The sequence below is a fragment of the Streptomyces sp. NRRL F-5755 genome (genome assembly GCF_001279365.1).
GTDB lineage: Bacteria > Actinomycetota > Actinomycetes > Streptomycetales > Streptomycetaceae > Streptomyces > Streptomyces rimosus.
This window is the reverse complement of record NZ_LGCW01000030.1, coordinates 1-23,723: the sequence shown is the minus strand read 5'-3', so window position 1 is coordinate 23,723 and position 23,723 is coordinate 1. Positions and strand designations below refer to the sequence as shown.

15 protein-coding genes and 1 pseudogene are annotated in these 23,723 nt (G+C 68.8%); 5 read left to right on the top strand and 11 right to left on the bottom strand.

Annotated features, from left to right (window positions below):
* Positions 1-4 precede the first annotated feature (4 nt).
* On the bottom strand, positions 5-520 hold the full coding sequence (locus ADK86_RS05745; RefSeq protein WP_053695606.1) for an NUDIX hydrolase: 516 nt from the start codon (positions 518-520) through the stop codon (positions 5-7).
* Positions 521-584: 64 nt separating this feature from the next.
* Between ADK86_RS05745 and ADK86_RS05740 the strand changes: the two genes are divergently transcribed.
* A complete protein-coding gene (locus tag ADK86_RS05740; protein ID WP_053695605.1) occupies positions 585-977 on the top strand; it encodes an NTP pyrophosphohydrolase in 393 nt (130 codons plus the stop codon).
* An 18-nt stretch (positions 978-995) separates the two neighbouring features.
* Here the strand turns inward: ADK86_RS05740 and ADK86_RS05735 are convergent, their stop codons facing one another.
* The 9 genes from ADK86_RS05735 to ngcE all read right to left on the bottom strand — a co-directional run bounded on the left by ADK86_RS05735 (position 996) and on the right by ngcE (position 14,193).
* Entirely contained in the window at positions 996-2,588 is a 1,593-nt protein-coding gene (locus tag ADK86_RS05735) for an amino acid permease (protein WP_234345725.1), read from the bottom strand.
* A 324-nt stretch (positions 2,589-2,912) separates the two neighbouring features.
* Positions 2,913-4,883: a 1-deoxy-D-xylulose-5-phosphate synthase gene (gene dxs / locus ADK86_RS05730; protein ID WP_053695604.1), complete on the bottom strand. Its 1,971-nt coding sequence runs from the start codon at positions 4,881-4,883 to the stop codon at positions 2,913-2,915.
* A gap of 1,023 nt (positions 4,884-5,906) precedes the next feature.
* Positions 5,907-7,190, bottom strand: coding sequence for a sugar ABC transporter permease (locus ADK86_RS05725; RefSeq protein ID WP_053695603.1), 1,284 nt, complete (start codon positions 7,188-7,190; stop codon positions 5,907-5,909).
* On the bottom strand, positions 7,187-7,981 hold the full coding sequence (locus ADK86_RS05720; protein ID WP_030602282.1) for an ATP-binding cassette domain-containing protein: 795 nt from the start codon (positions 7,979-7,981) through the stop codon (positions 7,187-7,189). Before ADK86_RS05720 ends, ADK86_RS05725 begins: the two co-directional genes overlap by 4 nt.
* A 72-nt stretch (positions 7,982-8,053) precedes the next feature.
* Positions 8,054-9,163 (bottom strand): substrate-binding domain-containing protein, encoded by a 1,110-nt coding sequence (locus ADK86_RS05715; RefSeq protein ID WP_078951847.1) that lies wholly within the window; start codon positions 9,161-9,163, stop codon positions 8,054-8,056.
* 149 nt (positions 9,164-9,312) lie between these two features.
* A complete protein-coding gene (locus tag ADK86_RS05710) occupies positions 9,313-10,590 on the bottom strand; it encodes an ROK family transcriptional regulator (RefSeq protein ID WP_053695602.1) in 1,278 nt (425 codons plus the stop codon).
* A 255-nt stretch (positions 10,591-10,845) separates the two neighbouring features.
* A complete protein-coding gene (locus tag ADK86_RS05705) occupies positions 10,846-11,757 on the bottom strand; it encodes a carbohydrate ABC transporter permease (protein WP_053695601.1) in 912 nt (303 codons plus the stop codon).
* Complete coding sequence (locus tag ADK86_RS05700; protein ID WP_053695600.1) at positions 11,757-12,680, bottom strand: carbohydrate ABC transporter permease; 924 nt, start codon at positions 12,678-12,680, stop codon at positions 11,757-11,759. Before ADK86_RS05700 ends, ADK86_RS05705 begins: the two co-directional genes overlap by 1 nt.
* Before the next feature lie 70 nt (positions 12,681-12,750).
* A complete protein-coding gene (ngcE, locus tag ADK86_RS05695) occupies positions 12,751-14,193 on the bottom strand; it encodes an N-acetylglucosamine/diacetylchitobiose ABC transporter substrate-binding protein (protein ID WP_053695599.1) in 1,443 nt (480 codons plus the stop codon).
* A gap of 419 nt (positions 14,194-14,612) precedes the next feature.
* Between ngcE and ADK86_RS05690 the strand changes: the two genes are divergently transcribed.
* Both ADK86_RS05690 and ADK86_RS05685 read left to right on the top strand, forming a co-directional pair.
* A complete protein-coding gene (locus ADK86_RS05690; RefSeq protein WP_053695598.1) occupies positions 14,613-18,038 on the top strand; it encodes a GH92 family glycosyl hydrolase in 3,426 nt (1,141 codons plus the stop codon).
* A 117-nt stretch (positions 18,039-18,155) separates the two neighbouring features.
* Complete coding sequence (locus ADK86_RS05685) at positions 18,156-19,109, top strand: FG-GAP repeat domain-containing protein (protein ID WP_078951850.1); 954 nt, start codon at positions 18,156-18,158, stop codon at positions 19,107-19,109.
* Positions 19,110-19,293: 184 nt separating this feature from the next.
* Here ADK86_RS05685 and acnA read toward each other — a convergent pair whose 3' ends face one another.
* Positions 19,294-22,011 carry an aconitate hydratase AcnA gene (gene acnA / locus ADK86_RS05680; protein WP_053695596.1) on the bottom strand — a complete coding sequence of 906 codons (2,718 nt, stop codon included), beginning with the start codon at positions 22,009-22,011 and terminating at the stop codon, positions 19,294-19,296.
* Between the two features lie 516 nt (positions 22,012-22,527).
* Here acnA and ADK86_RS45605 point away from each other — a divergent pair.
* Positions 22,528-22,686: pseudogene (locus ADK86_RS45605) on the top strand (hypothetical protein); the annotation flags it as partial.
* A gap of 207 nt (positions 22,687-22,893) precedes the next feature.
* On the top strand, positions 22,894-23,430 hold the full coding sequence (locus tag ADK86_RS05675) for a GNAT family N-acetyltransferase (protein WP_053695595.1): 537 nt from the start codon (positions 22,894-22,896) through the stop codon (positions 23,428-23,430).
* Positions 23,431-23,723: the final 293 nt, after the last annotated feature.

Genomic DNA, 23,723 nt, shown 5'->3' with positions numbered 1-23,723 from the left:
GTGCTCAGTGGTGCCAGGGCAGTCGTACGGGTTCGGCCGGTGTCCGGCCGCCGCATACGTCCGCGAGCAGCGGCGGCAGCCCGTACGGGAACACCGTCTCCGCCGTCGTCCCCAGTTCGTCGACCGGCCACCAGCGGTGCCCGGTGATGGAAGCGCGCTCGTGTTCCCGGAACCCGCCGGTGTCGACCTCGTACGGGGCGACGCGGTGCAGGAAGAACACGTCCTCGAACTCGCCGCTCGCCCACGGCAGTTCGGCGTATCCGGCGGTACGGGCGACCAGCGGCCCGAGCGCGCCGGGCGCCACCCGCAGCCCGGTCTCCTCGGCCAGCTCCCGCGCCGCCGCCTCGGGCGGTGTCTCGCCCTCCTGGACGCTGCCGCCGGGCGTGAACCAGCAGTGCCCGGCCTCGGGGCGGGCAGGGTCCAGGTAGCCGCGGAAGAGCAGCAGGCGGTCGTCCGTGCCGAGCAGCAGGACGCGGGCGGAACGGCGGACCAGGCCGGGTGCGTTCTCGGTGGTGGGCATTCCGGCAGCGTACGGCCGCGGCCGCGTCGTACGACAGGAGTTTTCCGCGTGCCACGCTGGGACCATGAGCACTCTGGTGGTCGTGGACGCGGCCAATGTCATCGGCTCGGTGCCCGACGGCTGGTGGCGGGACCGCCGCGCGGCGGCCGAACGGCTGCGGGACGCGCTGGCGGAACAGGCGGCCGGCGGGTTCCCCGGGCTCGCGCCCGACGGGCCGCCCGTCCGGCTGGTCCTCGTCGTGGAGGGCGCGGCGCGCGGTGTGGCGTCGCTGCCCGGGGTGGAGGTCGTCGAGGCGCCGGGCAGCGGCGACGACCGCATCGTGGAACTGGTGCGGGACGCGGACCGGGGCCCGGACACCGTGGTCGTCACCGCCGACCGCGGGCTGCGGGCGCGCGTGACGGCGCTGGGGGCCCGGGTGGCCGGGCCGCGGGCCGTACGTCGCGGGCGGAGCGGCTGACCGCCACGCCCGTACGGATCAGCTGCCCTGCCCCGGACCGCCACCCACCGGACCGGTGGCCGCGTTCCTGCCCCCGGCCCTGTTCATCCGGCTCCGCGACCGCCCGTACGTGAAGTAGATGACGAAGCCCACGAGCATCCAGATGCCGAACCGCAGCCAGGTCTCCGCCGGCAGGTTCAGCATCAGCCACAGCGAGGCCAGCACCGACAGCGCGGGCACGACCGGGACCAGCGGGGTGCGGAAGGAACGGGGCAGGTCGGGGCGGGTGCGGCGCAGGATGACCACGCCGATCGCGACCACGACGAACGCGAACAGGGTGCCGATGTTGACCAGTTCGGCGAGCTCGTCGATCGAGGTGAAGCCGGCGACGACGGCGACCACGCCACCGAGCGCGATGGTCGAGCGGTACGGGGTGCCGAAGCGCGGGTGGACCTGCGAGAAGAGCTTCGGCAGCAGGCCGTCGCGGCTCATCGCGAAGAAGACCCGGCTCTGGCCGAGCAGCAGGATCATGCAGACCGAGGTCAGGCCGACGGCCGCGCCGAAGCTGATCAGCCCGGCCCAGAACGGGTGCCCGACGGACTTGAACGCGTCGGCGAGCGGGGCGTCCGTCGAAAGCTCGCTGTACTTCTGCATGCCGGTGACGACGACCGAGACGGCGACGTAGAGCACCGTGCAGATGGCGAGCGAGCCGAGGATGCCGCGCGGCACGTCCCGCTGCGGCAGGCGGGTCTCCTCGGCCGCGGTGGCGACGATGTCGAAGCCGATGAAGGCGAAGAAGACGACCGCGGCGGCGGCGAAGATGCCCATGATGCCGAAGTTGGCCGGGGTGAAGCCGAAGATCAGCTGGGACAGCGGCGCCGCGAGGCCGCCACTGCCCTCGGTGGCCTGGCTCGGCGGGATGAACGGCTCGTAGTTGGCGCCGCTGATGAAGAACGCGCCCGCGACGATCACGAGCAGTACGACGGTGACCTTGACGGCGACGATCACCGAGGTGACCCGGGACGACAGCTTCACGCCGACGACGAGGATGGCCGTCAGCACCAGCACGAGCACGCAGGCGAGCAGGTCGAACCCGAAGGCGCCCTCATGGGTGCCGGACAGCCCCTGTGGCAGATGGACCCCGGCCGTGTCCAGCAGCGAGCGGACGTAGCCGGACCAGCCGACGGCGACCACCGCGCAGCCCAGCGCGAGCTCCAGGATGAGGTCCCAGCCGATGATCCAGGCGGGCAGCTCGCCCAGCGAGGCGTACGAGAAGGTGTACGCGGAACCGGCCACCGGCACGGTCGAGGCGAACTCCGCGTAACAGAGCGCGGCCAGCGCGCAGACCAGGCCGGCGGTGACGAAGGAGAGCGCGACGGCCGGGCCCGCGGTCTCCTTGGCGATCTTGCCGGTGAGGACGAAGATGCCGGTGCCGATGACGACACCGACGCCGAAGACGGTCAGGTCGAGGGCGGAGAGGGATTTCTTGAGCGCGTGTTCCGGCTCCTCGGTGTCCCGGATCGACTCCTCGACCGTTTTGGTCCGGAACAGACCGGTGCGGCGTACCCGGGTGTGCTCCGCGCCGCCGCCGCGTTCCGGTCCGTGTGCCGTGCCCCGCTGTGTGCTGCTCATGGGCCAACCTCCGCCTGGACGACCGTCGCGACTCGTGAACTGACCGAGTCTGCGCAATGGTCGGAACGAGTACGGTGCGGCGGGCCTGTGCGCGGCGGGGATTCACCCGATGGTACGGACGGGTGGATATGCCGAAGGGCCGGTGAAAGCACCCGTTCGGGTGGCCCACCAGCCCATCGTATGACCGTTCAGCGATGTTTGTGCAGTGTTGCGCGTCGGATTTGTGCGGCCTTGAGCGGCACCGGGTGACCGGTGGACGGCCGGTGAAGCCGTTGACCGGCTGGTGTACGTACGTCCGCGTACGTACACCAGCCGCTTACTCCGTCAGTCGCGGGCGGCCTCGGCGCGCTCGGCGTCGTCCGCGGAACCCACCGACTCCGCGGCGTCCACCGACCGGTCCGCGCCCTCGTACCGACCGTCGATCTTCGAGACCAGACCGGTGACCTGCCGGGCGATGTCCGGCGCGGTGAGCCCGATCTCGGCCAGGATCTCCTTGCGGGAGGCGTGGTCGAGGAAGCGCTCCGGAATACCGAAGTCACGCAGCGGTACGTCCACGCCCGCATCGCGCAGCGCCTGCGCGACGGCGGAGCCCACACCGCCCGAGCGGCTGTTGTCCTCGACCGTGACCACGACGCGGTGCGCGTCGGCCAGGCCCGGCAGCGCCGCGTCGACCGGCTTGACCCAGCGCGGGTCCACCACCGTCGTGGAAATGCCCTGCTTGTCGAGCAGATCGGCGATCTCCAGGCACATCGGCGCCAGCGCGCCCACCGACACCAGCAGCACGTCGGGACGCTCCACGCCCGCACCTGGCTCCCGCAGCACGTCCATGCCGCCGACCCGGCCCACGGCCTCCACGGCCGGGCCGACCTTGCCCTTCGAGTAGCGCACCACGGTCGGCGCGTCGTCCACCTCGACGGCCTCGCGCAGCTGGGCCCGCACCTGCTCGGCGTCGCGCGGGGCGGCGATCCGCAGGCCCGGCACGACCTGGAGCAGCGACATGTCCCACATGCCGTTGTGCGAGGCGCCGTCGTCACCGGTGACACCGGCGCGGTCCAGCACGAAGGTGACACCGCACTTGTGCAGCGCGACATCCATCAGGACCTGGTCGAAGGCGCGGTTGAGGAACGTCGCGTACACCGCGAAGACCGGATGCAGGCCGCCCGTCGCCAGACCGGCCGCCGAGACCGCCGCGTGCTGCTCGGCGATGCCCACGTCGTAGACCCGGTCCGGGAACGCCTTCGCGAACTTCTGCAGGCCCACCGGCTGGAGCATCGCGGCCGTGATCGCCACGATGTCCTCGCGCTCCTGGCCCAGCTTGACCATCTCGTCACCGAAGACGGAGGTCCAGCTCGCGCCGCCGGAGGCCACCGGCAGGCCGGTGTCCGGGTGGATCACGCCGATACCGTGGAAACGGTCCGCCTCGTCCTGCTCGGCGGGCTTGTAGCCGCGCCCCTTCTCGGTCAGGCAGTGCACGATGACCGGGCCGCCGAAGCGCTTGGCGCGCTGGAGCGCGGACTCCAGGGCCTCGATGTCGTGCCCGTCGATCGGCCCGACGTACTTCAGCCCCAGGTCCTCGAACATGCCCTGCGGCGCGATGAAGTCCTTCAGGCCCTTCTTGGCGCCGTGCAGCGTCTCGTACAGCGGCTTGCCGACGACCGGCGTGCGCCCCAGAAGGTCCTTGCCGCGCGCCAGGAAGCGCTCGTAGCCGTCCGTCGTGCGCAGGGTGGCCAGGTGGTTCGCCAGGCCGCCGATGGTCGGCGCGTACGACCGCTCGTTGTCGTTGACGACGATCACCAGCGGGCGGTCCTGGGCGTCGGCGATGTTGTTCAGCGCCTCCCAGGCCATGCCGCCGGTCAGCGCGCCGTCCCCGATCACCGCCACAACATGATCGTTTTTGCGCAGCACCTGATTGGCCTTGGCCAGGCCGTCCGCCCAGCCCAGCACCGTGGACGCGTGGCTGTTCTCGATCACGTCGTGCGGCGACTCGGCGCGCGAGGGGTAACCGGACAGGCCCCCCTTGCTGCGCAGCCTGGAGAAGTCCTGGCGGCCGGTGAGCAGCTTGTGGACGTAGGACTGGTGGCCGGTGTCGAAGAGCACCTTGTCCCGCGGCGAGTCGAAGACCCGGTGCAGGGCGATGGTCAGCTCGACCACACCGAGGTTGGGGCCGAGGTGACCGCCGGTCTTGGAGACGGCGTCGACGAGGAACGTACGGATCTCCCCCGCCAGCTGCTCCAGCTGCTCCGGCCCCAGCCGGTCCAGATCGCGCGGTCCCTTGATACGGGTCAGCAGCGCCACCCGTGCCTCCTTGCTGTCGAGCTGGTTCGGGCGATTCGTGCAGATTCGCCTGGTTGTAGCTGGCTCTGGCTGGTCGACCTTGTCGATCTGCCGAGTCTAATGTTCCGCTTGCGGCGACGGATAACGGGCCGTGCGATGTATGTCACGCGGATGGCCGGTTTGCGGACGCGGCCTTCGGCCGCGGAAGCGGCGTGGGGTGGCGGATGTCGACATCTGTGCTGCGTGGTGGGGGTGTGCGTAGTTCCGCTTCTCGCGGTGCCGTGTTTGGGGGCTGGCGAAATATGGGTTGCGGGCGGGGCGCATCTGGGGTGCTTGTGCCGGTGGGTGCGGTTCTGCCCGGTGGGTTTGCGGTTGCCTCTGTGGGGGTGCCGTTGCCCCGGTGGGGGTGCGCGTCTTGCGCTCAGGGTTCGGTGGGTGGGGGCTCGGGGCCCCGCAGGGGTCTCTCCTCGTTGCCTGGAGCGGCCGAAATGTTCGGACGCGACCGGGGCTTCGGTCGCCTGCGGGGAGCCCCCTACGTGTCCCCGAGCCCGGCCTGTCGGCGGCCTTCCCGCCGCCGTGGCAGGGGTCCTTACAGACCCCTGGCGCGCCCTACGCGCGACGCGGAGGTGCCCGGGGCTCTGCGCCTACGCCAGGCGAGCTTCGCCTCATGGGGGGGGCGCGCACCAGGTTTCTTTTCCCCCTCCCCCACCGGCCCGCACTCGCCACACCGACGGGAGGGCACTCGCCACACCGACGGGAGGGGGTGTGCAGGGGGACACTCCCCGCAGGCGACCGAAGCCCCGGTTGCGTCCATACACTTCGGCCGCTCCAGGCGCCGTGGGGGCACCCCCGGCCGGAGGCTGGGGGAGAGATGGCCCCCTGCGCACCCCCGCCCCACAACGAAGCCAATGCGTATCCGCGCGAAGCGCGGACCAGACCCCCAAAAACCCGCGGCTACGCCGCGATCAGCGGCCCCGCCTGGGGCCCAAGGTCAAAGACCACGGCACCCCAGGCTTTCATCGGTGAACCACGTGCGCAGCACGGCTACGCCCGGCCCGCCGTCCGCTGCGTCCTCCGCGACACCGAGTCGATGACAACCGCCGCCAACAACACCGCGCCAGTGATCATGTACTGGACGGCCGACGCGATACCCAGCAGCGCCATGCCGGAGGCGATGGACTGGATGACCAGGACGCCCAGGAGCGCGGACCACGTCTTGCCGCGCCCGCCGAACAGGCTCGTTCCCCCGATGACCGCGGCGGCAATCGCGTTCATGAGGAGGCTGCCCGCCCCGGAGGACTGATTCGCGGCGTTGATCTGGGAGGCCAGGAACATGCCGCCGACGGCGGCCATCGTGCCGGCGAGGGAGAAGACGGAGATGCGGATGAACGCGACGTTGATGCCCGCGCGGCGGGCCGCCTCGACGCTGCCGCCGAGGGCGAAGACCTGGCGTCCGTACGTGGTGCGCCGCAGCACGAAGTCGAGGGCGACGACGACGCCCAGGAAGATGACCACGGCGAGCGGCAGCCCCTTGTACTGGTTCAGGAGCCAGGCGACCAGATAGGCGGGGACGGCGAGAACCACCGTGCGCAGCACGGTTTCGCTGAGCGGCCTGCTCGGGACGCCCGCGGCCTCGCGGCGGCGGGAGTCGAGGAGGGAGAGGCCGAGGAAGGCCAGGACGGCAACCGTCGCCAGACCGTACGCGGCGGCCACATCCGTGAAGTAGTAGTTGGTGAGCTGGGCGACGAGGCCGCTGTCGTCGAGGTTGATGGTGCCGTTCGATCCGAGGATCTGGAGCATCAGGCCGTTCCAGCCGAGCAGTCCGGCGAGTGTGACGACGAAGGCGGGGACGCCGATGCGGGCGAAGAAGAAGCCGTGCAGGGCGCCGGCCACGGTGCCGGTGAGGAGGGCGAGGATGAGGGCCGGCCACTCCGGCATGCCGTTGTTGATGTTGAGGACGGCGAAGACCGCGGCGGCCAGGCCGCTGACCGAGCCGACGGACAGGTCGATCTCGCCGAGGATGAGGACGAAGACGATGCCGACGGCGATCAGTCCGGTGCCGGCGGCCGTCACGAACAGGTTCGAGAGGTTCTCGGCGCCGAGGAACGCGGAGTCCTGGAGCTGGAAGACGAGGCCGATGATGATGAGGCCGACGATGACCGGGAGGGAGCCCAGCTCACCGCTGCGCGTCTTGCGGCGGAATTCGTCGAGGTAGCCCTTGAAGCCCTGCTGCCGTACGAGCAGCCGCGGGTCCACGGCGATAACGGCACCCTCGGCGGCGCCTCCGGCGCCATCGGCGCCATCGGCCTTGGAAAGGTTGGTGGTCACTTCCGGCCCTCCGCGGAATCCGTACGCGCCTTGCGCCGGGTCACGGCGTTGTCCGTGGCGCCGGTGATGGCGGAGATGATCTCTTCCTGGGTGGTGCTGCGTACCTCGAACGTGCCGTTGTTGCGGCCCAGGCGCAGTACCGCGACCCGGTCGGCGACGGCCTTGACGTCGGCCATGTTGTGGCTGATGAGGATGACGCCGAGGCCGCGTTCCCGCAGCCGTTCGACCAGGTCGAGGACCTGGGCGGTCTGTTCGACGCCGAGCGCGGCGGTGGGCTCGTCGAGGATGACGACCTTGGGCTCGCCGAGCAGTGAGCGGGCGATGGCGACGGTCTGCCGCTGGCCGCCGGAGAGCGAGGCGATGGGGATGCGCACGCTCGGGATGCGGATGGCGAGCGTGCCGAGCAGCTCGCGGGAGCGGCGTTCCATCTCGACCTCGTCGAGCACCCCGGCGCGGACGATCTCGCGGCCGAGGAAGAGGTTGCCGACGACGTCGAGGTTGTCGCAGAGCGCGAGGTCCTGGTAGACGGTCGCGATGCCGAGTTCCTGGGCGGTGTGCGGCCGGTCGACGGTGACCGGCCGGCCTTCCCATTCGATGACGCCGTCGTCGGCGGGGCCCACGCCGGCGATCGCCTTGACGAGGGTGGATTTGCCGGCGCCGTTGTCGCCGACCAGGGCGACGACCTCGCCGGGGTGGATCTCCAGTTCGACATCGGTGAGCGCCTGTACGGCGCCGAACCGCTTGGAGATTCCGCGCAACGCCAGCACGGGCGTAGCGGACACGTGAATCATCTCCTTCGCCGCCTGACCGGCGGGAACGCGCCGTCCGGCCCCTGGCTGGCGGGGCCGGGCGGACGGCCGGGCCTACTTCAGGCCGGCCTCGGCGCAGGCGGACTGGAACTTGGCGGTGCAGATCTCGGCCTTGGTGAAGAAACCTTCCTGGCCGACATACTTGGAAATATCCGCCTTGGTGAGCGCGAAGGGCGTCACGATGACGGACGGCACCTTCTTCTCGGTGGCGCTGTCGACGGTGGACTTGGCGATCCCGTCGAGCTTCTTGCCCTGGGCGAGCGCGACGGCCATCGACGCGGCGGCGTCGGCCTCCGGCTGGTAGGGCTTGTAGACGCTCATGAACTGCTCGCCGGTGAGGATGCGCTGGACGGCGGAGAGCTCCGCGTCCTGGCCGGTGACCGGCGGCAGCTTGGTGAATCCGGCGCTCTTGAGGGCGGTGATGATGCCGCCGGCCATGCCGTCGTTGGCGGAGTAGACGCCGATGATCTTGTCCTTGCCGAGCGAGGAGATGGCGCCCTTCATGTTCTCGTTGGCGTTCTCCGGCTTCCACTCCTTGGTGTCGTACTCCTTGCCGATCTTGACCTTGCCGTCGAGTACGGAGTGCGCGCCGTCCTTGTACATCTTGGCGTTCGGGTCGGTGATCGACCCGTTCATCATGACGATCTCGCCCTGGCTCGCCTTGTCGCCCAGCTCCTTCAGGAGCGACTCGCCCTGGATCCGCCCGACGCGCTCGTTGTCGACGGAGGTGTACGCCTTGATCGGGCCCTCGGCCAGCCGGTCGTACGCCACCACGGGTATGCCCTTGTCGTTCGCCTTCTTGACGGAGGCGGCGATGGACTTGGCGTCCACCGCGTCCAGGATCAGCGCGTCGACCTTCTTGGTGATCATCGTGTCGACCTGCTGCTGCTGGACGGAGGGGTCCTGCTTGGCGTTGTCGTAGAGGATCTCGGTGTCCTTGCCCGCCAGCTCGCGGATCTTCTTCTCGATCAGCGGCTTGTCGAACCGCTCGTAGCGCGCGGTCTGGTTCTCGGGCAGCAGGAGGCCGATGGTCAGCGGCCCCTTCTTGTCCTTCTTGGCGTCCGAGTCGCCGCCGGCCTCCTTGGCGGAGCCGCAGGCGGCGAGACCGAGGGCCATCGAGACGGCGGCAGTGGTCACGGCAGCACGACGCAGATGCGTGTTCACGGTGAAACCTCCCTGACGAGGCCGCGTCGTTGCGGCCGAGGTGGCTGGAAGTCAACTCGGCCACTCGCAGACCGTCAAGGAGTAAATACTTAACGAGATGACAACGGTGCCATGCGTTAGCTGTGTGAACTCAGCGTGCCTCGTGTACGTCAGGCAATGGCCGAGGTACCGGTGCCACCGGCCGGCCGGGCACCGGCGACGGCGGGCACTCCGGGAGCCGTACGCGTACCCGACGGCACCGCTCCGTCGGCGGGCAGCGTGCCGTCCAGCAGCGTCGAGTCGCCCATCTCGCTCAGCACGAGCGCGAGCGCGCCCAGCACCTCCGCGCGCCCGCCCAGCGTCCCGGGCACGATGCTCAACTGCCGCGCGGCGCTGGGGATCGCGTACCGCGACACCGATTCCCTGATCGGCCCGAGCACCAGCTCCCCGGCCTCCGCCAGGTCGCCGCCGAGCACCACCCGGCTCGGGTTGAGCAGGTTGCACAGATTGGCCACGCCGCTGCCGATGTGCCGCCCCACGTCCCCGATCACCCGGCGGCACCCGGGGTCCCCCTCCCGGGCCAGCCGGACCACCTCCGCCATGGTGAGGTCCGGCCCGTGGCTGGGCTGGAGCAGCGGGAGCACGTACCGGGCGGCGGTGAAGGTCTCCAGGCAGCCGCGGTTGCCGCAGCGGCACACCGGCCCGGACTCGTCCAGCGTGATGTGCCCGATCTCGCCGGCCGTGCCGCCGGGACCCCGGTAGATCTGGCCGCTGATGACCAGGCCGGCGCCGACGCCGCTGGCGACCTTGATGTACGCGAGGTCGGCGGCGCCGCGTCCGCCGCCCCACACCAGCTCGCCGAGCGCGCCCAGGTTGGCGTCGTTGTCGACGTACACCCCGACGCCGAGCCGCCCGGCCAGCTCCTCGCTCGGATTCGTGCCGCTCCAGCCGGGCAGGATCGCGGTCGAGCCGAGCGTGCCGGACTCCACGTCGATGGGCCCGGGGACGCCGAGGCCCACCCCGATGACCTTGCCCGCACCCACACCGGTCGCCTCGATCAGCCGGTTGACCAGGCGCTCGGCCCGGTCGAAGCCCTCCGCGGCGGAGGCGTCCACGTCGATCGGCTCGGTCTCCTCGGCCAGCACCTGGTGGGCGAGGTTGCCGACCGCGACGCGCAGGTGGGAGTGGCCGAAGTCGACGCCGACGACGATCCCGGCGTCGCCGGAGAGCGAGACGCTGCGGGCCCGGCGCCCGCCCGCCGAGGTCGGTGTGACCTCGACGGTCCCGGCGTCCTTCAGTTCCCGCACGATGTTGGAGACCGTGGCCGCCGACAGACCCGTGGTCCGGGCGATCTCCGCCTGGGTGAGCGATCCCGCCATGCGCACCGCGCGTACGACCCGCTCCAGATTGGCCCGGTGCAGCGAGGACTGCGAACCCGGAGTCTCCATCGACTCATCCACTCCCGCCTGTAGCGCCCGGCACGACGACCGGCCGCCGGCCGGGCCACACCGACGGGACCCGGCTTGTCTCCAACATGTGAATCTAAGCTGACGTGCCAGGGTCCTGTTACGTCAAGTCCTCGACCGGGTGCACCGGCCCTGTGGCCAAAACCCGGCTGTTCTCCAAGCAGAACAGCGGCCCCCGCGGGTCGGCGGGGGCCGCTGTGGCGTACGGCGTACGGCCGGCCGGCACGGCGCGCGGGGCTACTTCAGCGCCCCCGCCGTCAGGCCCGCCACCACCTGCCGCTGGAAGATGATGTACGCGCCGAGCACCGGCAGCATCGCGATGGTCAGGCCCGCGAACAGGCCGGACCAGTCGCCCTTGTACCCCTGGCTGACCGCCAGCGCGACCAGGCCCTGGGTCAGCACCTTCTTGTCCGGGTCGCCGACGTTGAGCACCGTCGGCAGCAGGTACTGGTTCCACTGCCCCAGGAAGTTGAAGATGCCGACGCTGATCAGGCCCGGTTTGGCCATCGGCAGCATGACCTGGAAGAACGTACGCGTGTGGGAGGCGCCGTCGATGAGCGCGGCCTCCGCCACCGACGTCGGCAGCGTTCTGAAGAACCCGCTGAGGAAGAAGACGGTGAACGGCAGGGAGTACCCGATGTAGACCAGGATCAGGCCGTGGTAGGTGTCCAGCAGGGCCATGTTCTTCATGACGAAGAACAGCGGGACCAGCGCCAGGATGATCGGGAAGCCCATCCCGCCCACGAACAGGAAGTAGATGAAGCGGTTGCCCGGGAAGTCGAACCGGGCCAGTACGTACGCCGCCATCGAGCCCAGCAGCATCGTGCCGATCAGTGAACCGCCCACCACGATCAGCGAGTTGAAGAAGTACTGGCCCATGTTGGCCTTGTCCCAGGCGCGCGCCCAGTTGTCGAAGTGCAGCGCCGACGGCAGGCCCCAGGGCGAGCCGAAGATCTCCCCGTCGTCCTTGAAGGAGCTGATCACCGCCCACAGCAGCGGCATGGTGACCAGCAGGCCCCAGATGACCAGGACGCCGTGCGAGAAGACGTTCAGGACGCGGCCCTCACCGCTCTCGCCGCCCTTGCGGCCCTTGCCGCCCGCGCCGTCCCGGCCCGTCGCCGCCGGGGGCTTGGTGGTCTGCACGCTCATCAGAACTCCAGTCGCTCGCGCCGGCCCAGCCGCATGACGATGGCCGAGAAGATCAGGGTCACTATCAGCAGGGAAACGCCGATCGAGGTGGCGTAACCGGCCTGACCGTCGCGGAAGGTCTTCTGATAGACGTACAGCGGCAGGACCTCGGTGGAGTAGTCGGGGCCGCCCGGCCCGACACTCATGATCTGCACGAACGCGAAGGCCGACACGTCCAGCGCCAGAATGCCCATATAGATCCAGCCGGTCTGCACCGTGTCCCAGAGCAGCGGCAGGGTGATCCGGAAGAACGTGTTGAACCGGTTCGCGCCGTCGAGCAGCGCGGCCTCGTAGAAGTCCTTCGGTATGGAACTCATGCCGGCCGAGAAGAGCACGACGTAGAAGCCGACATTGGCCCAGATCATCGCGCCCATGATGCACCAGAGCGCGATCTGCGGATCGCCCAGCCAGTCGGGCTGCACGTTGTCCAGTCCGATCGCCTGGAAGAACGCGTTCAGCGCGCCGCTCTCCGGGTTGTACGCGAACTGGAAGAGCAGGGCGACGATCGGGATCGACAGCACCTGCGGGAAGAAGTAGAGAATCTTGTACGTGCCCGAGCCGCGCACCCCGCCGATGACCGCCTTCTTTCTGCGGCGGCCACCGACGTTGAGCATGAAGGCGAAGAAGAGCCCGAGCGAGAGCGTCACCACCGGCAGCAGCAGCAACAGCGTCACACTGTTTCCCACCGCGGCCCAGAAAACGCTGTCCTTGAAGAGGCGCGTGTAGTTGTCGAACCCGACCATTTTCATGTCCGAGCTCAGGCCGGTCCAGTCCGTGAAGGAGTAGTAGATCGCCTGCACGAACGGCGATATCACGAAGATCGCGTATATCGCCAGCGGGATGACCAGGAACCCCACTATGAAGCGGTATTTACCGTGCTGCATGACTACCGATCCCGTTCTTTCCCCGCGGTTTCGCGTGACCGCCACCGCTGGTGACGCGTCCGACGCACGGTCAGCGCTTGTACTTCTTGACGCTGCTGTCCTCGCGCGTCTCGTCCGCGTACTTCTGGATCTTGGTGATCGCCTCGTCGGGAGTCATGCGGCCCGCCATCATCTCGCCCAGCGCGCCGACGCCGATCTTCTCCTTCTGCAGCGCCACGTACCAGTCCTGCAACCGCGGGTTGACGATGTTCCGACCGGCCGTCCGCAGCGCCTGCTGCGCCGAGTCCAGGCCCGGGGGCAGCTTCAGGCCCTCCGTACCGCCGTTGAGCGAGGTGAGCGAGGAGACCTGCTTGATGAAGTTCTGCGAGGACTTCTTGCTGAGCATGATGCGCAGCATTTCCATGCCGCCGGGCGCGTTCTTGGCTTCCCGGGGCACGATGTACGGCTCGCCGCCGGAGGCCCAGATCGTGCCGAACGGCATCTTGTCGGAGGACGAGAGGCTGGACGGCGCGCCGACCGAGAGCTGGAAGTCCGGGTTCTTCTCGATCTGCTTGGCCGATTCGTTCTCCACCCACGACCCGTTGGGTATGAACAGCGCCTTGCCCTCGGCCCACGCCTTCTGCGACTGGAGGTGGTCCAGGCCCGGCGAGCCCTTGAGGACGTACCCCTTCTTGTACAGCTCGTAATAGGCGTCGAAGGCCGCCTTGACGGCCGGGTCCTTCCAGGCGTTCGGCTCCAGATTGTCGATCTTCCGGAGCACTTCCGCACCGCCGATCTTGGCGATGAACGGGTAGAGGCTGAAGGGGAGGTAGTACGGGTACTTGCCGGGGTAGGTCCACCCGGCGACGCCCTTCTTCTTCGCCTTCTCGCACACCGCGAGCATCTCGTCCCAGGTCTTCGGGTATTCCGCGTCGGCGACCTTCTGGAGGTTCGTCTTGGAGTACCAGACGCCGTAGACCGTGTACGCGTAGTACATGATCCAGGTTTCCTTGCCGCCGAACTGGCCCATCTCGACGACACCGGGGCGCAGTGTGTCGCGCACCTTCTTGTTCGGGTCGTCGATCGACGGGGCGTCGAGCAGCGGGGTGAGGTCGGCGAGCTGGTTCTTCGACACCAGTGTGCCGAAGTCCATCTGTTCCGCGCCGGAGTTGTCCACCAGGTCCGGCGGGTTGCCGCCGTTGAACCGCGGCTGGAGGGTGGACTGGATCTTCTGGGTGGAGGCGAGCTTGACCTTGCCCTTGGTCTTGGGGAAGGCGGCGACGTATTCGGCCTGGGCGTCCTTCGCGTATTTGTCGCCGAATCCGCCGTCGAAGATGACGACGTCGAGGGCGGCGCTGTCATTGACCGCCAGCGGATTCTTGGCGGACTTCTGCCCCTTCTCGGCCTTCTCGCCGCCGTCGCCACCACTGCTGGCGCATGCCGACAGGGCGCTCATGGCCGGTACGGTGACGATTCCGAGCGCCGCGGCCCGCTTGATCAGGGCACGGCGGCTGAATTCTGAGGTGGATCCCATGCGCAAGTCCTCGCCTTCTTCAGGACTCAGGCGGTGTACCGGAGCCACCCCGGCACCGCGGGTCAGATGAAGCTGAGTTGTACGGGATGTGCACCGGGCACGCTAGAGATGTGCGGGGCCGATTTCTTGTGCTGCTCCGCAGGTCCCCCCGGGTCCGCGACGTCGTTCGCACAGTCGCTCGGACGCCGACAGGTATAGTCCACTTCAGGTCAACTCGGCAAGATCGTAAGCAAGTTCGGGCCGCCATCTTTCCCGAGTTGAGACCTCGACGGTATGCGTCGCTTGCGCCGGAAACTTCTGGTCGCCGTTCGCCGGGTCACTCTTGACAACAAAGGTCCCACGCACCTTACTTATCTCTGCATTACGCAGCTGACAACGATGTCACCGTTGGGGAAATGTCGCTTCGTTGAGAGGTACGCGTGCGGCTCAGACACCGGCACAGATCCCTGCCCGGCACGGCCCGCCCCGTCGCGCTCGCGGTGGCGGCCCTGCTCGTCCTGACGGCGCACGCCCCCGCCGTCGCGGCCCCGCCCGGAAAGCCCCCGGGCGAGCGGCAGTTCAGCTCCTCCTTCGAGACCGGCGATCCGCGGCCCGCCTGGCTGGACACGGTCGAAACCGGCCCGGACGGCGCCGGCAAGACGTCCGGGGTGGGCCCGGAGAGCGGTCCGGGCGCCGGTATGAGCAGCCACCCCGACTCCGGCCCCACCGCCTCCCCCACCGCCAAGGCGAACGCCGGCTTCAGCGGGCTGCGGGCGCTGCGCTACGCGGGCACCCACACCGCGTCCGGCCGCGGCTACTCGTACAACAAGGTCTTCGACGTCGACCTGCCGGTCACGTCCGCCACCTTGCTGTCGTACAAGGTCTTCCCCGAGATGGCCGCCACCGACCTGGGCTACCCCGCCACCCACGTCGCGCTCGACCTGGCCTTCACCGACGGCACGTACCTCAGCGAGCTGGGCGCCGCCGACCAGAACGGCGCGCCGCTCACCCCGCGCGGCCAGGCCGCCGCCAAGACGCTCTACGTCAACCAGTGGAACCACCGCCAGTCGCGGATCGGCGCCGTCGCGGCGGGCAAGACCGTCGACCGGATCCTGATCGCGTACGACTCTCCGACCGCGCCGAAGGCCACACCGGTCTTCCGCGGCTGGGTCGACGACATCACCCTGGGCCCGGCGGCCCGGGAGAAGCCGCCCGCCCACTTCGCCGATTACGTGGCGACCACCCGCGGCACGAACTCCAGCGGCAGCTTCTCGCGCGGCAACACCTTCCCGGCCACCGCCGTGCCGCACGGCTTCAACTTCTGGACGCCGGTGACCAACGCGGGCTCCACCGACTGGCTGTACGAGTACGCGCGGAAGAACAACGCCGCCAACCTGCCCACCCTCCAGGCGTTCGCCGCCAGCCACGAGCCGAGCCCCTGGATGGGCGACCGGCAGACCTTCCAGGTCATGCCGTCCACCGCGGCCGGCACCCCGGACGCCGGCCGGGCCGCACGCGCCCTGCCCTTCCACCACGCCAACGAGACCGCGAAGCCGCACCACTACGGCGTCACCTTCGACAACGGCCTCCGGGCGGACATCGCCCCGGCGGATCACGCGGCGCTGATGCGCTTCACCTTCCCCGGCGACGACGCGAACCTGATCTTCGACAACGTCAACAACAACGGCGGGCTCACCCTGGACACCGGGCGGGGCGTCGTCACCGGCTTCTCCGACGTCCGGAGCAACCTGTCGACCGGCGCCACCCGGCTGTTCGTGTACGGCGTGCTCGACACACCGGTCACCGCGGGCGGCAAGCTGAGCGGTGGCGGTGGCCCGGACGTCACGGGCTACCTGAAACTGCGGCCCGGCGCGGACCGTACGGTCACGCTGCGCATCGCCACCTCGCTGATCGGCGTCGACCAGGCGCGCGCGAACCTGGAGCGCGAGATTCCGGCGGGCGACTCCTTCGAGCGGGTCCGGGACCGCGCGCGTGCCCAGTGGGACGGCATCCTCGGCCGCATCGAGGTCGAGGGCGCGAGCCGGGACCGGCTCGTCACGCTCTACTCCAACCTCTACCGGCTCTACCTCTACCCCAACTCCGGCCATGAGCAGGCCGGTTCGCGCGTCCGGTACGCGAGCCCCTTCTCGCCGCGGACCGGGCCGGACACCCCGGACCGCACCGGAGCGAAGATCGTCGACGGTGAGGTCTACGTCAACAACGGCTTCTGGGACACCTACCGCACCACGTGGCCCGCCTATTCCCTGCTCACTCCGCGCCAGGCGGGGAAAATGGTGGACGGTTTCGTCCAGCAGTACAAGGACGGCGGCTGGATCTCCCGCTGGTCCTCCCCCGGTTACGCCGATCTGATGACCGGTACGAGTTCGGACGTGGCCTTCGCCGACGCCTATGCGAAGGGCGTGAAGTTCGACGCCGCCGCGGCCTATGAGGCGGCGGTGAAGAACGCCACCGTCGCCCCGCCCAGCCCCGGAGTCGGCCGCAAGGGCATGGCCACCTCGCCCTTCCGCGGCTATACGAGCACGGACACCAAGGAAGGCATGTCCTGGGCGCTGGAGGGATACCTCAACGACTACGGCATCGCCCGAATGGGACAGGCGCTGTACGCGAAGACGAAGAACCCGCGCTACAAGGAAGAGTCCGCGTACTTCCTCAACCGCGCCCGCGATTACGTCAAGCACTTCGACGACAAGGTCGGCTTCTTCCAGGGCAGGGACGCGGCCGGGAACTGGCGGCTGCCCCCGGACCGTTTCGACCCGCGCGTCTGGGGCCACGACTACACCGAGACCAACGCCTGGACCTTCGCCTTCACCGCGCCGCAGGACACCCGCGGCCTGGCCAACCTGTACGGCGGCCGGGCGGGCCTGGCGAAGAAGCTGGACGCGTACTTCGCCACCCCGGAAACCGCGGCGAAGGAATTCGCCGGCTCGTACAACAACGTCATCCACGAGATGACCGAGGCCCGGGACACCCGGATGGGCATGTACGGGCACAGCAACCAGCCGTCGCACCACATCGCGTACGCCTATGACGCGGCCGGGCAGCCGTGGAAGACGCAGGAGAAGGTCCGCGAGGTGCTCTCCCGCCTCTATCTGGGCAGCGAGATCGGCCAGGGGTATCCGGGCGACGAGGACAACGGCGAGATGTCCGCGTGGTACGTCTTCAGCGCGCTCGGGTTCTATCCGCTGGTGATGGGCTCGCCCGAATACGCCGTCGGCTCGCCGCTGTTCACCAAGGCCACCGTCCATCTGGAGAACGGCCGCGACCTCGTCGTCAAGGCACCGCGCAACAACGCGCGCAATGTGTACGTCCAAGGGCTGCGGGTCAACGGAAAGCCGTGGAATTCCACGGCGCTGCCGCACGCCCTGCTCGCCCGCGGCGGCACCCTGGAATTCGCGATGGGGCCGCGCCCGTCCTCCTGGGGCACGGGCGAGCATGCGGCGCCGTCGTCCATCACACGCGACGACCGGGTGCCGGTGCCCGACGGCGACCTGACGGCGCCGGGCAGCAGCCCGCTGCTGGACGACACGTCGGCCACCTCGGCGTCCTTCGACTCCGTCCCGGTCACGCTCCCGTCGGCGGCGCGGGTGACCTCGTACACCCTCACCTCGGCAGCGAAGGGTGACGCGCCCGGCGCCTGGGTGCTGGAGGGCCTGGACCGCCACGGGAAGTGGCGGACGCTGGACCGGCGGACGCACGAGACCTTCAGCTGGGACCGGCAAACCCGGATATTCACGGTGAAATCACCTGAGAGCTACCAGCGTTACCGACTGACACCGGCAAACCCTGCCTCCTTGGCAGAGTTCGAGCTGATCGGCCCGAAACGGGCGGGTTCCAGGACCGATTGATCAGACCATCCGTAAACCAGTTGACATGTGAAAAGGTTGTGCAAAGATCCTGACGATCACACGACGCACCCCCATGAGGGTGCGTCGCGCCTCATCACATGGCAAATGGAGAATTACGTGGCCAAACTTCCCGGCCGTAAGCGCGGGCGCGCCGTATCGCGCCTGGCTGTCGCGGCGATCGCCGCCGCCCTGGTCGGCACCAGCGCCTCAGCCGCGGTGGCGGACGCGCCGGTCCCCGCCCCCGTGAAGAACGTCGACATCAGCAAGCTGGCGCAGGCGGCGCCGAAGGCCGGCGCCGGGGCCAAGTCCCGCGCCACGGCGCGTGCGGCGGCGACCGCCGAGGCCCCCGTGTTCGGCCTGTTCGGCATCCAGCGCTCCGACGGCTTCCTGTACCAGTACCTGCCGGACGGCACCGGCGGCCTGGACGAGCGCATGTTCGTCACCAGCGACTGGGACCTGCTCAAGGCCGCGGCCACGGTCGACCACAGCGGCGACGGCGTGGGCGACGGCATGTGGGCCTGGGACAAGGCCGGCAACCTGTACTTCAACTCGGGCTCCGAGAGCCGTACGGTCGGCGGCGGCTGGAACATCTACGACAAGGTCCTGTCCCCGGGCAACCTCGGCGGCGGCACCGCGTACGACATCATCGCGCGCGACAAGTCGGGCGTGCTGTGGATCTACCTCGGCTACGACAACGGCCAGGTCACCTCGCGCGTCAAGGTCGGCGGCGGCTGGAACGCCTACACCGAGATCTCCGGCAAGGGCGACCTGACCGGCGACGGCAAGGCCGACATCGTGGCCCGGGACTCCTCCGGCGTCCTGTGGCTCTACAAGGGCACCGGCGACTACAAGGCGCCGTTCGCCCCGCGCGTCAAGATCGGCGCGGGCTGGAACGCGTACAACGCCCTCGTCTCGGTCGGCGACGTGGACCTCGACGGCCGCGCGGACCTGCTCGCCCGCGGCACCGACGGCAAGCTGTGGCTCTACAAGGGCGACGGCGGCAACCAGGACCCCTTCGAGTCCCGCAAGCAGATCGGTTTCGGCTACAACATCTACAGCTGGATGTTCTAGTCCCAGGACACCGGTAGCCGGGGGACTCCGGTCGGCCGTGTGCCGGTGAGGTGATGGTGCGGCGCGTCTCGTGGAGGCGCGCCGCACCGGTTTATGAGCAACGGGACGGCAACACGGCAAGGGCCGCACCCCAGCCGGGGTGCGGCCCTTGCGTTTCACCCGCTCAACGGAGCGGGATCGCCGGTTACTTCCGGATCAGCGAGCGCAGCACGTACTGCATGATGCCGCCGTTGCGGTAGTAGTCGGCCTCGCCGGGGGTGTCGATGCGCACCTTGGCGTCGAACTCGACGTCGCCCGCCTTGACCTTGACGGTCTCCGGGATGCCGCCGTCGTTCAGGGCGGTGACGCCGGTGATGTCGAAGGTCTCCTCGCCGGTCAGGCCCAGGGACTGCGCGGAGGCGCCCTCGGGGAACTGGAGCGGGAGGACGCCCATGCCGATCAGGTTCGAGCGGTGGATGCGCTCGTAGGACTCGGCGATGACGGCCTTGACGCCGAGCAGCGCGGTGCCCTTGGCGGCCCAGTCGCGGGACGAGCCGGAGCCGTACTCCTTGCCGGCCAGGATGACCAGCGGGATGCCGGCCGCCTGGTAGTTCTGCGACGCGTCGTAGATGAAGGAGACCGGGCCGCCCTCCTGCGTGAAGTCACGCGTGAAGCCGCCCTCGGTGCCCGGCGCGATCTGGTTGCGCAGGCGGATGTTGGCGAACGTACCGCGGATCATGACCTCGTGGTTGCCGCGGCGCGAGCCGTAGCTGTTGAAGTCGCGGCGCTCGACGCCGTGCTCCGTGAGGTACTGGCCGGCCGGGGTGTCGGCCTTGATCGCACCGGCCGGGGAGATGTGGTCGGTGGTGACCGAGTCGCCCAGCTTGGCGAGCACGCGGGCGCCCTGGACGTCGGAGACCGGGCTGGTCTCCATCGTCATGCCCTCGAAGTACGGGGGCTTGCGGACGTAGGTGGACTGCGGGTCCCACTCGAAGGTGTTGCCGGTCGGGATCGGCAGCGCCTGCCACTGGGCGTCGCCCGCGAAGACGTCCTCGTACGACTTGGAGAACATGTCCTCGCCGATGGCGTTGGCCACGACGTCGTTGACCTCGGCCTCGGAGGGCCAGATGTCCTTGAGGTGGACCGGGTTGCCGTCCTGGTCGGTGCCCAGCGCCTCGGTGGTGATGTCCACCTTCATGGAGCCGGCGATGGCGTACGCGACGACCAGCGGCGGGGACGCCAGGTAGTTCATCTTGACGTCGGGGTTGATCCGGCCCTCGAAGTTGCGGTTGCCGGAGAGCACCGAGGTGACCGCGAGGTCGTTCTCGTTGATCGCCTTGGAGATCTCCTCGTCCAGCGGACCGGAGTTGCCGATGCAGGTGGTGCAGCCGTAGCCGACGAGGTTGAAGCCCAGCTTGTCCAGGTAGGGCGTCAGGTTCGCCTTGTCGAAGTAGTCGGTGACGACCTTCGAGCCGGGGGCGAGGGTGGTCTTGACCCACGGCTTGCGGGACAGGCCCTTCTCGACCGCCTTCTTGGCCACCAGCGCTGCGGCGACCATGACGTAGGGGTTCGAGGTGTTGGTGCAGGAGGTGATCGCGGCGACCGTGACGGCGCCGTGGTCGATCTCGAATACCGAGCCGTCGGCGGCCACGACCTGGGTCGGCTTGCTCGGCGTGCCGTTGGAGACCGCGGGGGCGTCGGAGGCCGGGAAGGACTCCTTGCCCGCCTCGTCGAGGTCGGCCTCGCTGACGTAGTTGCGCACGTCCTGCGCGAACTGGCGGGACGCCTCGGCCAGGACGATGCGGTCCTGCGGGCGCTTCGGGCCGGCGATCGAGGGGACGACCGTGGAGAGGTCCAGCTCCAGCTTCTCGGAGAAGTCCGGCTCGGCGGCCGGGTCCAGCCACAGGCCCTGCTCCTTGGCGTACGCCTCGACCAGGGCGACCTGCTGCTCGGAGCGGCCGGTCAGCTTCAGGTAGTTCAGCGTCTCGTCGTCGATCGGGAAGATCGCGGCGGTGGAGCCGAACTCCGGCGACATGTTGCCGATGGTGGCGCGGTTGGCGAGCGAGGTGGCGGCGACGCCCTCGCCGTAGAACTCGACGAACTTGCCGACGACGCCGTGCTTGCGCAGCATCTCGGTGATCGTGAGGACGAGGTCCGTGGCGGTGGTGCCGGGCTTGAGCTCACCGGTCAGCTTGAAGCCGACGACGCGCGGGATGAGCATGGAGACCGGCTGGCCCAGCATCGCGGCCTCGGCCTCGATGCCGCCGACGCCCCAGCCGAGGACGCCCAGGCCGTTGACCATGGTGGTGTGCGAGTCGGTGCCGACGAGGGTGTCGGGGTACGCCTGGCCGTTGCGGGTCATGACCGTACGGGCCAGGTGCTCGATGTTGACCTGGTGGACGATGCCGGTGCCGGGCGGGACGACCTTGAACTCGTCGAAGGCGGTCTGGCCCCAGCGCAGGAACTGGTAGCGCTCCTTGTTGCGGCCGTACTCCAGCTCCACGTTCTGCTGGAAGGCGTTGGCGGTGCCGAACTTGTCGGCGATGACGGAGTGGTCGATGACCAGCTCGGCCGGGGCCAGCGGGTTGATCTTCGCCGGGTCGCCGCCCAGCTCCTTGACGGCCTCACGCATGGTGGCCAGGTCCACGACGCAGGGCACACCGGTGAAGTCCTGCATGATCACGCGGGCCGGCGTGAACTGGATCTCCTGGCTCGGCTGCGCCTGGGAGTCCCAGCCGCCCAGCGCACGGATGTGGTCGGCGGTGATGTTCGCGCCGTCCTCGGTACGGAGCAGGTTCTCCAGCAGCACCTTCAGGCTGTAGGGAAGGCGGGCGGAGCCCTCGACCTTGTCCAGCCTGAAGATCTCGTACGACTCGTCGCCCACCTGCAGCGTGCTGCGGGCGTCGAAGCTGTTCGCCGACACGACAGTCTCCTTCAATGCATGAATTCGCGCGTACCACCGCAATCCTGCCGTCACAGATCCTTGCCGATCAGCTAAGGTAAGGCTAAGTTAGGCAAGCCTTACTAGCGCGGCAGCGGTACGCCTCCCGGCAGATATCTCGATGTCGAGATAACTCTAGTACATCGCCGCCGCGAGGTCATGCGTGCCCGGCCGCCGACCGCCGTCATCCAATCGAGGCGTTTGACAGCGAACCCAGTCGTTTCGGCTTCCTTGCCAGCGAACCAAGTCGCATGAGGTGACGCGCTGGGGGTGCTGGGTGGCCGTACCGGTCAGGGTGGATCTCGCGGAGCCGTACGTCGAACTCTCATATGTCGATGCTGTACGCGAGCGTCGGCGGCGTCCACGGCTGGACTGTGTGACGGCGCAGTTCGAGGACGTGACTGCGGTGCGGCCGTTTCGCTGGTCGCGCGGTGAGGTCACTTCTCGGGCTGGTGCTGGGCGGCGACGACCGGCCGGCACGTCGGTTTCGAGTCGTGGCTGGAGCGGGACCGGCTTGTGCTGATGGACTTCGATCCTGGGGTCGTGGGGATCGCCTCGCAGCCGTTCTGGCTGCACTGGCACGACGGCGAGCGTGAGCGTCGGCATGCTCCGGACTGCTTCGTACGTCGCGCGGACGGCTCCGCGGTGGTCGTCGATGTCCGCGCCGATGAGCGCATCGAACCGAGGGACGCAGAGGCGTTCGAGATGACATGCCTGGCCACAACGTCTACTTCCGGACCCGCCCACGACCCACTGGCTCCATCAGTCAGTCCTGACACCGTTTGCCGATCGGGAGCCGGCAGTGCCCGGTGTCGGCCGAGGAATCGCTTGGCCAGTGCTCGGCGGAGAGATCATCATGTGGGAATGCCTGACAACCGATCCTCTGCGGCACCGATTGTGGTGCGGCTCTCCCAGTACACGAAGGCGGACCAGCAGGAGATCCTTGGCAATGGCGATGATCCCTTCGGTGTCGCCTCGACGGGTCTGACCTGGCTGCCGAAAGAGGAACACTTCGGTATCAGACACAAAGACCGGCTCATGGCACACGCCGGCCTGCTGCGACTGCCTGTCGCGATCGGCGACACCCAGACAGAGGTGGTGGGCGTCGGCGGTGTGGCCGTCGCACCCGGCATGCAAGGTCAGGGCCTGGCTCGGCTCGTCGTCACAGCTGCCCTGGAGTACGCCCGCACGATGGGTCCTCAGCACGCACTCCTGTTCTGCCGACCTCCCCTCATGCCGCTCTACCAGCGCCTCGGATGGCACCCGCTCGACGGGGACGTACTCGTCGAACAACCCGAAGGCCGCCTGGTGACCATGCCGCTGCCGACCATGGTGACGCCCCTGCGCGACGATGCCCGCTGGCCCTCAGGGCCAGTACGGCTGTTCTCGCTCCCTATGTGACGGCGGCCACCCAGTGCGGCGACAAGGGTCCACCCATCCCCCACCGGTCCTCACCTGATCGTTTGCCAATCAATCCAGTCGCCGCAGGCCAACGCGAACAGAGCGACTAACTTCGCTGTCAAAGGACACTGACCGCTCTCCTCCAATCGATGCGTTTACTCAGCACCCAGCCGCTTGGCCTTCTGTCTCAGTGAAGCTAGAGATCTTTAATGGTGGGAGTTCTCTGTCCCGGTGACGGCTGGTGGTGTCCTCGGTATGCCGGAGGGATGAGGTATCCCGATGGTGGCGGGCTG